Origin of the sequence: Shewanella ulleungensis (assembly GCF_014648315.1) — a bacterium.
Taxonomy (GTDB): Bacteria; Pseudomonadota; Gammaproteobacteria; order Enterobacterales; family Shewanellaceae; genus Shewanella; species Shewanella ulleungensis.
Genome location: NZ_BMQW01000006.1, coordinates 228,040 through 244,446, shown reverse-complemented (window position 1 = coordinate 244,446; position 16,407 = coordinate 228,040). Strand labels below are relative to the sequence as shown.

12 protein-coding genes are annotated in these 16,407 nt (G+C 41.0%); 2 read left to right on the top strand and 10 right to left on the bottom strand.

The window, feature by feature from the left end:
* Positions 1–7: 7 nt before the first annotated feature.
* From IEY40_RS13195 to IEY40_RS13160, 8 genes are all read right to left on the bottom strand, one after another.
* On the bottom strand, positions 8–400 hold the full coding sequence (locus IEY40_RS13195) for a ribonuclease E inhibitor RraB (RefSeq protein ID WP_188956902.1): 393 nt from the start codon (positions 398–400) through the stop codon (positions 8–10).
* Positions 401–411: 11 nt separating this feature from the next.
* Complete coding sequence (locus tag IEY40_RS13190; RefSeq protein ID WP_160054335.1) at positions 412–645, bottom strand: RNA-binding S4 domain-containing protein; 234 nt, start codon at positions 643–645, stop codon at positions 412–414.
* Positions 646–695: 50 nt separating this feature from the next.
* Positions 696–1,502, bottom strand: a complete 807-nt coding sequence (locus IEY40_RS13185; protein ID WP_188956900.1) for a Rossmann-fold NAD(P)-binding domain-containing protein — start codon at positions 1,500–1,502, stop codon at positions 696–698.
* Positions 1,503–1,518: 16 nt separating this feature from the next.
* Complete coding sequence (locus IEY40_RS13180) at positions 1,519–2,718, bottom strand: cyclic di-GMP phosphodiesterase (RefSeq protein WP_188956897.1); 1,200 nt, start codon at positions 2,716–2,718, stop codon at positions 1,519–1,521.
* Between the two features lie 162 nt (positions 2,719–2,880).
* Complete coding sequence (locus IEY40_RS13175) at positions 2,881–3,396, bottom strand: DUF2919 domain-containing protein (RefSeq protein ID WP_188956895.1); 516 nt, start codon at positions 3,394–3,396, stop codon at positions 2,881–2,883.
* 50 nt (positions 3,397–3,446) lie between these two features.
* Positions 3,447–5,459: an NAD-dependent DNA ligase LigA gene (gene ligA / locus IEY40_RS13170; RefSeq protein WP_428848163.1), complete on the bottom strand. Its 2,013-nt coding sequence runs from the start codon at positions 5,457–5,459 to the stop codon at positions 3,447–3,449.
* A 149-nt stretch (positions 5,460–5,608) separates the two neighbouring features.
* Positions 5,609–6,703 carry a cell division protein ZipA gene (zipA, locus tag IEY40_RS13165; RefSeq protein WP_188956894.1) on the bottom strand — a complete coding sequence of 365 codons (1,095 nt, stop codon included), beginning with the start codon at positions 6,701–6,703 and terminating at the stop codon, positions 5,609–5,611.
* Between the two features lie 21 nt (positions 6,704–6,724).
* Positions 6,725–10,147, bottom strand: a complete 3,423-nt coding sequence (locus IEY40_RS13160) for a chromosome segregation protein SMC (protein WP_188956892.1) — start codon at positions 10,145–10,147, stop codon at positions 6,725–6,727.
* Positions 10,148–10,307: 160 nt separating this feature from the next.
* On the opposite strand from IEY40_RS13160, the gene cysZ reads away from it, so the two are divergent.
* On the top strand, positions 10,308–11,081 hold the full coding sequence (gene cysZ / locus IEY40_RS13155; RefSeq protein ID WP_188956889.1) for a sulfate transporter CysZ: 774 nt from the start codon (positions 10,308–10,310) through the stop codon (positions 11,079–11,081).
* Between the two features lie 189 nt (positions 11,082–11,270).
* Positions 11,271–13,616 carry a carbohydrate binding family 9 domain-containing protein gene (locus tag IEY40_RS13150; RefSeq protein ID WP_428848162.1) on the top strand — a complete coding sequence of 782 codons (2,346 nt, stop codon included), beginning with the start codon at positions 11,271–11,273 and terminating at the stop codon, positions 13,614–13,616.
* A 98-nt stretch (positions 13,617–13,714) separates the two neighbouring features.
* On the opposite strand, the gene IEY40_RS13145 is transcribed toward IEY40_RS13150, so the two are convergent.
* Together IEY40_RS13145 and IEY40_RS13140 are read right to left on the bottom strand one after the other, a co-directional pair.
* A complete protein-coding gene (locus tag IEY40_RS13145; protein ID WP_188956887.1) occupies positions 13,715–14,944 on the bottom strand; it encodes a response regulator in 1,230 nt (409 codons plus the stop codon).
* 35 nt (positions 14,945–14,979) lie between these two features.
* Positions 14,980–16,101: a beta-ketoacyl-ACP synthase III gene (locus tag IEY40_RS13140; protein ID WP_188956885.1), complete on the bottom strand. Its 1,122-nt coding sequence runs from the start codon at positions 16,099–16,101 to the stop codon at positions 14,980–14,982.
* Positions 16,102–16,407: the final 306 nt, after the last annotated feature.

The following is a 16,407-nucleotide window of genomic DNA, read 5'->3' as shown; positions in this document are numbered from 1 at the left end:
GATATTATTAGTGGTGGCAATGCTCACTGCACTCGTGATCATCATCTTCATCAGCAAACTCATCGTCGCCATGTTGATGCTGCATTACACCCCAACCGTCTGAAATACCATCAAACTCTTGTGCAAAAATATTTAACTCAGTTTCTTTAGCAACAAGTGCATTATATTCTGGCACCATGTGAAGGCATACAATCACTTCCCACTTTGTGCTTTCTTCGTCGAAGTTAAGTTCTAGTTCACCATTCATGTCGGTTTGGCTTAACGCTTCGATAGCCGATTCAGCATCACGCTGATCATCAAATACCAAAAAGAAATCAACTTCAAGTGATTGAGTTAAATCAATACCGGCTTCAGCCATAGCAGCCAACATTTGGCCATTGTCATCATCAGGGAATTGCATGTATTCGTCCTTTATTGAGCAGCAACAATTTCAATGTTTGCGCCATTAAACGAAATAATATCGCCCACAACACATTTTTTACGCTTACGAGTATCAACTTCACCATTAACAGTCACTTGACCTTCAGTAATGACGTGCTTTGCATCGCCGCCGCCATTAACTAGGCCTTGTACTTTTAATACTTTGTACAGTTCTACGAATTCATCACCTGGAAGTAATGCAAACGCTTGAGTTTGAGTCGTCACAATAATTGCCTTTTATTCAAAATATGCCTGCTATTATAGCCTATGCTCGTTTAGCAAGCATCAAGCATTTTGAGTGGATTTGGCTGTTGATACACATAACCTAAATCACGGCAAATTAACTGGCCATCAATCACTTTACTCGGTTGTGATTGTTGGTTAAATTCTGGCGCAGTTAACCCAAGGTGGTTTGCCGCAGCGACATAAAACTCACCACGAGTTGGATGAATGGGCGCAGCAAGATTATAAATCGGTAATGTCTCCTTTTTTGATAAAATCAAGCTAACTGCAGCAATGCAATCATCGAGATGCACTAAATTAACCGCAACATTAGCGCCACTGACATCAGATTTCCCGGCAAAGAAACGTCCCGGATGACGCTTAGGGCCAATCAAACCTGAGAATCGAACGATGCAACTGTTGGCCATTGAAGCAAACATTGATTCTGCTTGTAATAAAGTATCACTAATGTCATTAAATGCACTCGCATCATCTTCAGTCGCCGTTTGGTCAAGCGATGGATATACGCCAGTAGTGCTAATAAAAATCACTTTTTGATACTGTCGAGTTCCAATTAGTGATTTAAGCTCAGTTAAGTAGGCAATATAGTCAGACTCTCCGCGACGAAGACCTGGCGGAATGTTAATCACAATTGCATCTGAATCAAATAATGACGAAGCCTTGGCATCAAGGGTGACATTCGCTAAATCTAGCTGGTAACCTTCAATACCCATTTGCGGTAATGAGACTAAATCATCAACTTGACGTTTTGATGCTTTAACCTGAAAACCTTGGTTTATTAAGTGTTTTGCCAAAGGAAGCCCAAACCATCCACATCCAATAAGGGTTATTGTATTCATCGAGCCTCGAGAGGTTTTAGTGATTAAAATGATTAAAATAAAAGCTTATAGAATTGTTAGCTTGGAGCGTTTTAATTGCACCTTCGGATAACTCATCTAACTTAATGACTTCTTTGACCTGCACATCTTCGTTAATTAAAAATCGAAAACTGGCCTCGTCACCACTTGTATCGCAAGACCATACATGTGGCTGTTTAACATCAGCGGTGGTCATCATTACCTTGGCAATGGCGTCATCGGTTAAGCGCACAATGGTGCCCGGTGGATAAATACCTAATATTTTGACCAAAACCGAAATAAGTTTATCACTGTGTTTACTACTGTGATTCTTAAATAAAATGCCAAGTGCAATTTGCGGAGTGTGGTATTTGGATAATAATGTTTCGTAATCATTAGCTAATGACACCACTTGCGTGGTGATTAACAATTTGACCTCATTTAAACCATCGGGAAAACCACTGCCATCAATAAATTCATGATGGTGTAATACTATGTCGAGCATTGCATCTGGGTATAATCCGCTTCGCTTAAGCATATCAAAACCAAAGTTTGGATGTTTTTTAAGAAAGTTAGCTTCAACATCCGTTAATTCACCGCGTTTGCGCCGTATGTCTTCTGGCACTTTGAGCTTACCTATATCGTGAAATAAGCTGCCTAATGCAATGTCGCGCACTTCTTTCTTTGTCAGTGAGAGTGTATGGGCGATCATCATGGCCAGTACCGCGACTGAAATGCCATGTTGTGTAACACTCATGTCTGCTTCGCCACTACCCACTAAGGTTAAATGCGGGGTTTCACTTTCATACAAATGCTCGACTAACTCTTCAACTAAGGTTGCCGCTTCTCGATAAGCGCCCTCAGGATCACTGACCACCTTGCCAAATACTGTACGACTGTCGTTAACGGCTCGCACAAAACGCTGTTGGCTAACACGCATACTTTTTTTGGCCAGTGGACGGTAATCCACTTCTTGCACTTGTTCTTCTTGCGGTTGTTCTATTTCGACAGGGGTTTCAATGACAGGTAATAAATCATGGCCATCAATTACATAAACAAAATCAACATCGAGACCTTTAATCATCTCAATTTGCACTTGTTGTTCTAATTTCACTTTGCTGCGGAAAAAAGGATGGCTAGTCCACGACAAAGGCAGCTTAACGGTTAAACCAATAACCATTTGAGAAACAGGTATTTGTGTTAATTCTGCTTTAGCCAAAGTCGTGATCCTTTCACATTCGCCAAATCGGGCTTGAGTGATAATGTCATTATTACGCTAACATTGTCATTAATTATGTCACTGTTTATTTGTTCTTTATGCCTTGGTTTATATCATTATACTTATATTTAAACCGATAATTTATAGCTAAATAGCTTACAGCTACTTGTCTACTTTAGTCCCGTTTGTCGAGGCATGAGCCACCACATCGTTATCTTCTATGATCCAATCCGCAAAGTAATAATGTAACCGCTTTGATTTTAGTACATAAATCACAGACCAAAATAAAAAAAGTGCATCAAGTGAGTAACCGACTTTAAATAAGTAATCGTCGTGTATTATCCGTTGCAATAAAAACACGCCATCTAAAATAAGTAAAGCCCATAAAAACCAGATGCTTCGGTTAAATAAAGGTCTCAATAAAAGCCAACTGCGTTTTCGCTCAGCTATCACTAGCCCATAGAGCAATACAGCACCGACGCCTGCGATTAATGCCAGAATGAAATCGCTTTTTTCTGGGTAAAACAAGCGTACTAGCCCTGAGCGATCATTAAATTGGGTCAGTGAAGCTATAAAAATACACCAACCACGCGCTAAAAAAATCAGTATTAAATACAAGAATAATGGCGGCTTAATGTGGCCTCGTTCATCGAGCCAGGTAATATTACTAAAATTCACAATAGACTCTTATCTGCGAGCAAAGACATTAATAAAGTGATCATCAGGGGTCAATTGCTTGCATTGAGTAAGTCTAATAACCCTTGCTCATCAATCACTTTAACGCCAAGCTCTTGTGCTTTAGCCAACTTTGAACCTGCTGCCTCACCGGCAACAACGCAATCGGTATTTTTAGACACGCTGCCAGCCACCTTAGCACCTAAGGCTTGTAACTGTGCTTTAGCATCATTACGATTAAGTTGCGTCAAAGTACCTGTTAGCACCCACGTTTGCCCTTTAAGACTTAATTGTGACTCGTCAGCTTTTTCTATTACTGGCCAGGTTATGCCTGCAGCGAGCAGTTGTTCTATTACTTCAATGTTATGCGGTTGGGCAAAAAACTGACTGATGTGTTTTGCAACAATCTCACCTACGTCACTGACTTCTAGTAGCTGCTCGACACTCGCGCTGCGGATGCGTTCAAAGTCAGCAAAATGTTGCGCTAAGTTGGCAGCAGTAGCCTCACCGACTTCACGAATGCCTAAGCTGTATAAAAATCTCGCCAGCGTAGTCGTTTTGGCAGCTTTAATTGCCGAAACAATATTAGTAGCCGACTTCATGGCCATGCGATCAAGCATCGTGATAGCCGATGCCGTAAGCGAAAATAAGTCTGCCGGTGTTTTAACGAGCTCTTTATCAATCAGTTGCTCAACAATTTTATCGCCCATGCCGTCAATATTAAGCGCTTTACGTGAAGCAAAATGCTTAATCGCTTCTTTGCGCTGAGCTTCGCAGAACAAGCCTCCACTGCAACGCGCAACAGCTTCTCCTTCTAAACGTTCAACAATACTTTGACACACAGGGCAATGCAGCGGGAATACAATCTCTTTTGCATCATTAGGACGTTGCTCTGCAACAATGGCGACAATTTGCGGAATGACATCACCGGCACGGCGAATAATTACAGTATCGCCAATTTTAACCCCAAGACGTGCTATTTCATCAGCATTATGTAGTGTCGCATTTGAAACGGTTACGCCACCCACAAAAACCGGCTTTAAACGTGCGACAGGCGTCACTGCGCCCGTTCTGCCTACTTGAAAATCAACTGATTCAAGCAAGGTCATTTCTTCTTGTGCGGGGAATTTATACGCAATAGCCCAACGAGGTGCTTTGGCAACAAAACCTAAAGACTGTTGTTTAGTAATGTCATTAACCTTTATCACTACACCATCGATTTCATAGTCAAGCTGACTGCGACGAATCATAATATCTTGATAATAGGCAAAGACTTTTTCAACACTGTCGCACACTTTTACCTCTTGGCTCATTGGTAATCCCCACTGCTTGAGTTGGGTTAACTGGCCAAAATGGGTCATTTGCATAGGCTGTGATTCACCTTCAACCACCCCAAGCGCATAGGCGTAAAACCCTAAGGCGCGTGACGCGGTAATTTTGCTGTCTAACTGGCGCAAACTGCCTGCTGCTGCATTACGCGGGTTAACAAAGACTTTATCACCTTTACTCATTTGGCGTTGATTTAGTGCCTCAAATGCTGCTTTAGGCATAAACACTTCGCCGCGTACCTCAACTAATTCGGGAAAGCCTTCACCACGCAATTTTAATGGGATAGAGCGAATGGTACGTACGTTTTCGGTAATGTCTTCGCCAACAGAACCATCGCCACGTGTAGCGGCACGTTCAAGTACACCATTGCGATAAGTGATCGACACGGCTAATCCATCAAGCTTAGGCTCGCAAACATAGTCAACTTGCGCAACTTTGTCGGTAATACGTTTATTAAATGCTTCGAAATCGCTTTGTTCGAAAGCATTATCTAAACTGAGCATGGGCTTTAAATGGGTAATTTGGGCAAACTTTTGTAATGCGATACCGCCAACTCTTTGGCTTGGTGAGTCTGGCAAGATTAATTGCGGGTTTTCACGTTCAAGTGTGATTAAACGTTGCATTAGTCTGTCATATTCAGCGTCGGGGATCGAGGGGGCATCATCGACATAATAGCGAATATTGTGCTGATTAATGGTCTGAGTCAGTTGATCCATTTCGGTTTGAATTGCGTGCATTTGGGTATCCGTCATCATACAAGTTGAACATGAAGTCGTTTCGTCACATAGCCTGAGGCGCTATTGTCGATGTAAGTAAAAGAGATAAAACAATTAAGGCCGCTGCTGCGGCCTTAAAGCTGTGTTAATCACAACAGATTACGCATCATTTATGCCGCGTTAACGCGTCTGATATAATCTTTCTTTATGGCATCTGACCAAGGTTGGCGTTGTCCATCGAGTAATTCAGCGTCCAAATCATCAGCAATTTGATAAGCCGAGTTAAGCATAATAGTAAAATTCATCATTGGATCGCCAAAAGCAGGTAATGTCATAAATAACACTACACCTTGGGTGACAAATTGCTCCATGTTGTCAGGATCAAATATGCCTGGTTTTAACATATTGGCTAGTGAAAATAACACCTTACCAGTCCCTGCATTGTCAATATGTCGATGGAAAATATCCATATCTCCAAACTTAAAGTTTAGTGACAATAAGCTAGGCAATAATTCTGCGCCTTGAATTTGCTCACCCGGCTTTGCCACAATGTGCAACACTAATACATCTGTCGGTTCGATAGGATCATCGCTTACCACGGCTTTGGGCTCAGTTTTTACTTGCACAGTAGCAATAGGCTTAGGTTCAATTTGAGGTGCTTGTGATTGCAATACTGGCTCAGCGGTTGATTTAAATGCCGGTTGCATTGGTGTTTGTGACTTAGCAGGCTCTACTTGAACAGGGGCCGCTTTAACAGGCTCGCTTTTTGCTGGTAACGGTTTACCTGTATAGCTTTCTAATTTTGCGGTGCTGGTTGAGGTGTTAAAAATCTTTTTAGGTAAGCTCATAGCAGAACTCACGCTTTGCGCCACGTTAGAAGATGCTGGGGGTGGTGTATTATTTTCTACCTTTAACGTTGGCTGAACGGCTACAGCCTCTGGCTGGCGTAAAGAATCCTGTAATGGTGTGTTACTTGGCGTAATATGAGGTTGAGTGTTCGGTTTTTGGCTTAAATTAGTTTTGAGAATAGGTTTGTTTACCGTTTCTTCGACTTCGTCAGCTTTACGAACGCGCACTTTGCCAATACCATCTTCATCGAAACCTTCAGTGTCACGACGTTGAGCTTGGTTTTTATAAAATCCGGCCATCGGACTTTGCTTCATTGATTTAGGTTGTTGTTTTCTAATTGACCAAAAACCATGCACTAACACCGCAATAATTGCGATCGCGCCTAATACAAACAACACCAGTTGTAGATCTTTCATTATTATCCCTGTCTTTCTAATTTATACCGCATCGGCTAAGGCAACTGCGGCTTCAATGTCCACTGCGACTATCCTTGAAACGCCCGGTTCATGCATAGTAACGCCAATGAGTTGATCAGCCATTTCCATCGTTATTTTATTGTGACTGATATAAATAAATTGCACGCTTTGTGACATTTCTTGCAATAAACGGCAAAAACGTTCGACGTTTGCGTCATCCAAAGGTGCATCAACTTCATCTAACATACAAAAAGGTGCTGGATTTAGTCTAAAAATAGCAAAGACTAATGATAAAGCGGTTAACGCTTTTTCTCCACCACTAAGTAAATGTATGGTGCTATTCTTCTTGCCCGGTGGCTGGGCCATGATAGTGACCCCCGTTTCGAGTAAGTCATCATCGGTGAGCGCCAAATACGCTTTGCCACCACCAAACACTTTAGGAAATAATTGCCCTAAATCGTGATTAACCGCTTCAAATGTCGCTTTAAAGCGGGTTTTAGTTTCTTTATCGATTTTTCTAATTGCATCTTCCAGCGTAGATAATCCTTTATTTAAATCATCATCTTGACTGTCTAAATAATCTTTACGTTCTCGCTGGGTTTCAAATTCTTCAATTGCCGCAAGGTTAATTGCACCTAAGCGAACAACCTTTTGTTTTACCTTTTCTAACTGTTCTGCCCACACGTTTGCGCTGGCATGTTCGGGCATATCGGCAATCACCTGTTGCAACTGAATTTGCTGCTCTTGCAGTAATTGCAGCTGTGCATTAGCTTGCCCTTTTAAACCCTCACGACGTAACTTTAACGCGCTTATCTTTTGAGTCAAGTCCTGTAACACTACAAGCTGTTGTTTTTGCATCAATACTGAGCTATCTAAACTGGTTTGCAATTCAGCCTGTTGGGCACGATTTTGTTGCAATTGTCGCTGCAGGGCTTGCTGTTGCTCAAGCGCATCAGAAAGTTGAGCAGATAATTGCGCTAATTGATGCTCTCCACGTTGATGTTGATTATCTTGCAACATTTGTTGTAATTGAGCGTACTGATTTGATAATTCAGTCTGTTTTTCAGTTTGTTGTTGTAATTGTTGCAAACTAAGCGCTTGTTGCGTGGCATGCTGCTGTAGCTGAGCTTGTTGTTGAGTCAGTTTACTAAAGGCATCAGCCCGTTTAGTTTTGGTTTCACGCAGTTTTGCCTGACTATTTTGCCATGCATGTTGTGCGACCTCATGTTGATTAATGGCAGCAGACAAAGCCTCTTCTTGAGTGAAAACTTGTGCTTCGTAAGCTTCTATTTGCATTTGTTTGTCACGATAGACTTGCTCAAGCTTGGTAAGCGTATCATGGCATTTCTGTTGTTTTTGTTGTTTATCTGTGAGTTGTTGTTGCAAACTGGCCAAGGTCGATTGCAACTTAGTTTGGCTAATTTGCAATTGATGGCAGTGTTGTTGTACCTGGCTTAATTGTATTTGTTGCTCAGCAGCTTGTTGAGTTTGTTCAGTTAACGCTTGCTGTGCTGCTGCTAACTGTATATCTAACGCGATTAATTGCTCACTTAGCATTATGCGCTCTTGGCTAAGTACAATAGCCGACTGCCCAGATTGAGTATGATTTAATACAAAACCGTGACCGACCAAGTAACCTTCTTGAGTGGCAATGTATTGATTTTCATTAATTTGCGGTAGAAGTTGCATCGCATCATCAAGATTTTTCGCCCAAATGACCGACGAGATCCATGGGGCTAAATTAACCTCTGTGGAAAATGCATTATTGCTTACGACGCTCTGCTGAGTAAAACCAACCAATGCTGGGCTAGGCGCTTCGTCAGCGGTTAAAACCGGTAATTGGCTTAACCCGTGCAATACCATATCAACGGCTTTTTCCCAGCCAGGTTTTACCTCTATCACTTGCCACAATTGCAGGCCTGTCGATTGTGTATGTCCAGCAAGTAATTCATCTATGAGCTGCAACCGAGCATGACGGTGAGTGATGGTTTGCTTAAGAGTTTGATAAGTTTCTCGCTGCTGATCGAGTGCATATTGAGCGGCGCTAAGCTGTTGATCGCCTTGTTTTTGCTGTGCAAGAGTTTCAGCCAACTGCATCTCAACAAGGCTTAATTGTGTTTGGGTCGTACTTAATAGCGATTGATTATCTTGTTGTTCTAAAGCAGCTAACTCTTGCGTTAATTGTACTTTTTGGCGTTCATCTTGCTGGAGGCTTTGTTGTTGATGGGTGAAGCTTGATTGCGATAATGCCAATTGCATTTTATTGGACGCGAGTGTTTCAGCATATTGCGTGAGCAGTAATTGTTGATCATCGCACGCATCTTCAACCACAAGTAATTGTTCATCAATCAACTCAAGTTCCACTTGTGCTTGTTCGCATTGCGGAGTTAAGCCATCTGCTTGTGCAACTAACAGTTGATAGTTGTCGTTCAAATTCGCAATAGCCAAATCACCTGCGGCTAATTGTTGTTGTAAAGTCGTGATTTGCTGTTGCAACTGTGAATCTTGTTGTTGCTGATGCTTCAACTGTTGCTCGAGCTTAGTAATGTTATTACCGGTTAAATAATATTGTTCAACTAATTTATGCTCAGCATCACTTAACTCCGCCAATTGCTGTTTAAGCTGTGTAACACTTGTATCAGCATGTTGGGCGGTGCTTTGCAGTTGCTGAGATTGAATATCTAACCCGCTTAATTCAGCTTCAAGTTTATCAGTCTGAGTTAATTGTTCTTGATAACGAATAACCAACAACTGGCTGTGCAATTGACGTTCGCTATTTTTAAGCTCGCGGTATTGTAATGCGGCTTTAGCTTGTTGTGATAACTTGTCGAGTTGTGCGCCTAATTCAACTCTGATGTCATTTAAACGCGCTAAGTTTTCACGTGTATGACGAATGCGATTTTCGGTTTCGCGGCGACGTTCTTTATAACGAGAAATCCCTGCAGCTTCTTCGATAAAAACCCGAAGCTCTTGCGGTTTAGACTCGATTAAACGGGAAATCGTTCCCTGTTCAATAATTGCATAACTTCGCGGCCCAAGTCCTGTGCCCATAAATAAATCGGTAATGTCTTTGCGACGACACTTTTGACCATTTAAAAAGTAAGTTGATTCGCTGTCGCGATTGACTTGACGTTTAACCGAAATTTCTTGATAGCTCGCATATTGCCCAGCTAAACGCCCTTGAGTATTTTCAAAAACTAATTCAACCCCAGCAACAGAAATAGGTTTACGTGAAGATGAACCGTTAAAAATAACATCGGTCATCGAATCGCCACGTAGATTTTTAGCGCTACTTTCTCCCAGCACCCAGCGGACAGCATCAATCACATTGGATTTGCCGCAACCATTTGGGCCAATAATTGCTGATAACGCGTTATCAAATGGGATTTTAGTTGGGTCTACAAACGACTTAAATCCAGCAAGTTTTATTTGTTTTAATCTCATGTTGCCAGTTCAGGTACGCATTAAAAGGAAAAAGCAGCTCACTTTAGCAATTGAGCCGCATTTTGTAACGATTTTTATCCTTTTGAAACAGTTTATCGCTTGTTTTATTGTCTTTGCCTAGTCAAAATCAATGTTATGAGTCACAAAATAGGCGAGTTAAATGGTAAACAACACTCAGACCGTTAAAAAGAGCGGTGTAAATTATTTTATGCAAGGCTTTCAATTAATTAAACAGCCAGGATTACGCTCATTTGTATTTATCCCACTGATGATTAATTTAGTGCTTTTTGCTGGAGCGATGTATCTTGCGGTTGGCCAGCTTACACAACTTTTTGACTGGATGAACGGCCAACTACCCGATTACCTTAGCTGGTTACACTTTTTTTTATGGCCATTAGCGGTGTTAACTATGCTTGTGGTGATGTCGTTTATATTCAGCTCAGTAATGAACTGGCTAGCAGCACCATTTAATGGTTTGCTCGCTGAAAAAGTTGAACAACATCTTACCGGTAAAAATTTAAACACAGGTACGTCTATTGACATGATTAAAGACTTACCACGTGTGCTCGGGCGGGAGTGGACTAAGCTTAAATATTATTTACCTAGAGCACTGTTATTTTTGCTGTTATTTTGGGTACCCGTCATAGGTCAAACTGCTGCGCCTGTTTTGTGGTTTTTATTTACCGCATGGATGATGGCAATCCAATATTGTGATTACCCATTTGACAACCATAAAGTTAGCTTTGCTGACATGAAGTTTGCCCTTAAAAACACCAAAGGTTCAAGCTACAGTTTTGGTGCCTCGGTCACCTTGTTTTCGATGATCCCGGTAGTAAACTTTATTGTGATGCCTGTGGCCATTTGTGGTGCAACGTCAATGTGGGTTGATAAATATCGCGAAGCCTACAAAAATCCAATGATTGCGCCAGATTAACTTTTAAATGCTTCGCTTAAGCAGATAAGAGACAATGCTTAACATCAGCCCGTTCTGTTGAACGGGCTTTTTTTATCTCACACCAACATCCTGTAACAATTCATTGATATTTTTATCACAAGTCAGACCTGCCCTGAGCAGACTTTTTTGCGACAATAGCCAAAATAACAATAAAGAGAAACAGTGGTTGTGATTAACTTTTTTCGTGTCGTGTTCATTGCGGGCGTTTTGTCTGGTGTTGTATCGCAAGACAGCTTTGCCGGTTCTAACCAACAATTTCATTTAGACATTCCAACTATTAATCAAGAAATTGAAATCGATGGCGATTTCAATGAATCAGTTTGGCAACAAGCAGCCCAAGTAAGGCTGAAATACGAAACCTCTCCTGGAGAGAACATTGCTGCCCCAGTAAATACCTATGCCAAAGTATTCGCCTCTAAAACCAGCTTATATTTTGCCTTTATCGCTCATGATCCATCGCCAGAAAATATCAGGGTTAACCTAAGAGACCGTGATAAGTCATGGGGAGACGATATGGTCGGTATTAAGCTCGACACCTTTAACAATGCACGCCTAGCCTACCAGTTTTTTATAAATGCTTACGGCGTACAAAGTGATTCAATAGAGAACGAGCTCACAGGCCAAGAAAGCGATGCTTGGGACGGTATTTGGTACAGCAAAGGTAAATTAACCGAACAAGGCTACCAAGTTGAAATACAATTACCACTGCGTTTGTTTAACTTTGATGACAGCCACCCTTTGCAAACATGGGGAATAGAATTAATTCGTTTTTATCCGAGAAATGAAACACATAGGTTATCGACCCACCAAATTGACCGAAATGTGTCTTGTCAGCTTTGCCAACTTGGTACAGCGTCTGGCCTTGCTGGAGCGACACAAGGTAAAGACCTCCAAATTACGCCATCTTTTGTAGCAGACCAAAGTAATCAGCGAGATATTGCGCCAACAGGTCCATGGCAAGATGATACGAACATTGAAGCTGGTGTCGATTTACGCTGGGGGATCACTCCGACTACGCTACTTAATGCGACAATTAACCCCGACTTTTCACAAGTAGAAGCCGATGCAGGGCAATTAGATATCAACAATACCTTTGCCCTATTCTTCCCAGAAAAACGCGCATTCTTTTTAGACAACAAAGACTATTTTGATACTCAATTAGATTTATTGCATACCCGTAATATTGGCTCACCAGACTACGGCTTAAAGCTCACGAGTAAAACTGACGACCACACTTTTGCCATGTTGGCAGCCAATGACATTCAAAGCCAATTTTTGGTTCCAGGTAATTTAAGCTCCGACATTGCTGTTATTAATGAGCAAAGCCATAACGTTGCAACGCGATATCGATTTGATCCGAGCAAACAATTTTCGATAGGCGGTTTAGTCACCTTAAAACAAGCAAATGATTACCATAACTACTTGGCAAGCGTAGACGTTAAATATCAGCCCACGAAACAAGACACCTTTACCGCGCAATATGCCCACTCGCAAACTGAATACCCGGATAATTTTTTCAATCAATTTTGCGGTCGCGACGATTGTAGCTATGACTTAGATGACTGTGAAATAGGTGATTGTGCAATTAACGAGCGAGTTCTGCGCACCAAAAAAGACGGTGAATTTGATGATAAAATGTTCAATATCGCCTATCAACATGAGCGTAGAAGCTGGTATGTCTCTACTAATTATGAATCAATCGGCAGTGATTTTAGAGCTGATTTAGGTTTTATCGATAAAGTTGATTTAACTAAATTTGTATTTGGTGGTGGTTATATTTGGTATCCGGAAAACAACTTTTTTAGCCGTATTGAATTAGGTGGAGATTGGGATATTACCCATAGTCAAAATAATGAACGCCTCGAGCAAGAAACTGAAATGTTTATTGAATTTGAAGGTGGCTTACAGAGTTATATTGCGACAGGGATTATTCAGCGTGAACGAGTAGGCAGACGCCATAACTCAAGCATTATTCACATTGACGATAACACAACCATGTTTGAGGAAACCTTAGGTTGGTTGTATACCAATTTTACTCCTATTGGTTCAGTCAAATTAGAGCTCGACATGTACTTGGGTGACGATATCGACTTTGCCAATAATCGCCCTGCGTCAGTCAATATGTTTAATCCTGGTGTTGAGTGGAAAATAACCGAGTCGTTAGTACTCGATTTATCACATCGCTACCAAACCTTAGATGTTGACAATGGTCGCTTATTTACGGCAAATCTCAGTGACATACGTTTAAACTGGCAATTAACTCTTAATAGTTTTATTCGCTTAAGCAGTGTTTATACCCGCATTGAACGCAATCCGGATTTATATCAGTACCAAAACCCAGATAAACTTTACCAAGACTTAGGCAATGAATTGTTATACGGCTATAAGTTAAATCCGCAAAGTGTATTTTATGTAGGGTATTCTGACGCATTTGTGGCAAACGATGACATAGATTCGTTAACTCAACATGAGAAAACATACTTCATGAAATTGAGTTACGCTTGGTTGTTATAATACTGACATGCCAATAAATTAACCACACAAAAACGCCGTTGAAGGATGATATCAACGGCGTTGTTATTCGCGTTATAGATCAGCTTAAATAATAAGTATTATTGACTAATAACTTGGTTTCGCCCTGCTGCTTTGGCCTGATACAGTAGTTCATCGGCGCGCTGTAATGCATGATCCAGTGTCTCGTTATTTCTGGTCGATACACCACAACTGAATGATACCTCTAAATCACCAGCGCTTGTAGATATTGGAGTCGTAGTGCTTTGCTCTCTAAACTTATCCACTAAGGTACTGGCTTTAGTGCTATCTAAGCCCTTAAATGCAATAACAAACTCTTCACCGCCAAAACGCGCAACAGTAAAGTTTGCCGCAAAGGCATTTTCTAATCGTAAAGCAAATTCAATTAACACCTGATCGCCAACATCATGGCCATGGGTATCGTTAATTTTTTTGAAAAAATCTAAATCTAACAGTGCAACCGACAAAAGCCCACTCTCGGTTTCTTTACTATTATGCTGGCTGAAAAAATACCGACGAGTGTACGACTGGGTTAAATAATCGCGATTAGCCTTAGTCCATAAATTGCGCATCATATCGAGCGAATCTAAGGTGTTAAGTACCCTGCAATGAAACTCTTCGTGTACAAACGGTTTTTGCAAAAAATCATCAGCACCGTTCTTAATAAACTTGGCCGATAAGCTTTCATCGTTGTCATTGGACAAACCAATAATCGCGATATCTTCCCGATTATATTTTTCGCGTACCCGCAATATTAACTCTACACCATCAATTTTTGGCATGTTGTAATCAGTAATGAGCAATTGAATATCAGACTCTTGCTCAAGTACCGCTAATGCTTCTTCACCGTCTTTTGCTTCAAGCACTTGAAACAAATGATGCTCCAGAAGCATTCGGACAAATTTACGACTGACCACCGAGTCATCAGCAACTAACACCTTAACATGCTGATTACGATACAAGCGGTCAATAAGCTTGACGACGTATTGATAACTGTATCGGTTATCTTTGGGAATATAATCAACAATACCCAGTTTAAGGATTTCACGACGTTGATGAGCATCTAAATTACTGGTGAGCACAATGCAAGGCGTTTTGTAAGACGACAAAACCAAACGCACAATGTCACCACTAGATGCATCTGGTAAATTTAAGTCGGCTACAACAACAAAATATTGATGTTGCTCCAATAATACCAAAGCACTGGACATGTCAGGAGCGACATCCACCTGGTATCCGAGATCTTGCACAATTAAATGCGTTAAGATTTTAGATACTGTGGAACTGTCTTCAACAATCAATATACGCAATATACTCACCTTAATACTGTTATAAACGTTACGACTTAGCACTTCTCTAACACAATACTGCCTATCGAATAACCAGCACCAAATGAGCACAAAAGACCTAAATCGCCGGTTTTAAAATCTTGATTGAATTTATGAAAAGCAATCACCGATCCTGCCGATGCTGTATTAGCATATTCATCAAGTACAATAGGTGCTTGCGATGGTTCAACATTATCGCCAAGGAGCTTTTTAACTACAAATAAATTCATGTTTATGTTGGCTTGGTGCAACCATAAACGCTTAAATTCTTCAGGTTTTATTTGTTCATCAGAAAATTGAGCATCAAGGTGCTGGTAAATCATTGGCAGCAACTCTTTAAACACTTTACGTCCTTGTTGATGAAATAGCTTATCAGCACTGTTTGCTTGCGCAGGATCGCAGCGGTTTACAAAACCAAAGTTACTGCGAATATTGCTAGAGTAATCGGTTACACAACGAGTAGATAATACGCTAAAGGCATTTGTTGAGGTTGAAAGCTCAGCACGCTCAACCACTACTGCAGTCGCCACATCACCAAAGATAAAGTGACTATCGCGATCTCGGAAGTTTATTTGTGGTGAGGTCAGCTCTGGATTAATCACTAACACGCGATTAGCCGTGCCTCCGCGGATGGCATTAACCGCATTAACGATAGCAAATGTGGCAGACGAGCAAGCCACTAACATGTCATACGCAAAGCCTTTGGTGCCCATAGCTTGTTGTATTTCAATCGCAATTGCTGGGTATGCTCTTTGGGTATAAGCACAGGCGACAATAACCAGATCGATATCTTCTGCGCTTAAGTTTGCTTGTGCTAATGCTTGCGTAGCAGCAGCAATCCCCATTTCAGCTTGCATTGATAAAGCATCAGAAGGTTTGTCGGCAATCAATGGCATCATGATGTCAGTATCTAAAATACCGTCTTTTACCATTACGTAACGGCTTTTAATACCAGATGCCTTTTCAATAAACTCACTCGATGAGTAAGCTAACGCAGCAGTCGTACCTGCTTCTATATCTGCAACATGTTGTTGGTTAAATTGATCAACATAACTATTGTAACAGGTAACCAATTCATCATTAGACACGCTATATGGTGGTGTGTATAAACCACTGCCAGAAATCACAACTTTATTCATTTTGCTCTACCATTATTTGTGAGTAAGTGAGTTAATGCTCATCAGCAACTAGACTGTCCCATGATGCGAGTTAAGCGAAATGATGATATTGTCATCACTCCCCTCGACATCAGTCCTGTTACATTTCAGCGAGCTGAATTAACTTATTGCAGCTATTCTAGTATTTTATATTTTGTTTTCGTCATACTAAATTAAATTTGCATAATGGTCAGACCATCAAGTGGGGATAATTTAGCCTAAAAGCCTAATAACCCATCAAATACCGCCATTTTAGTATAACAGCATTAACGCTAATAACTAAAAGGA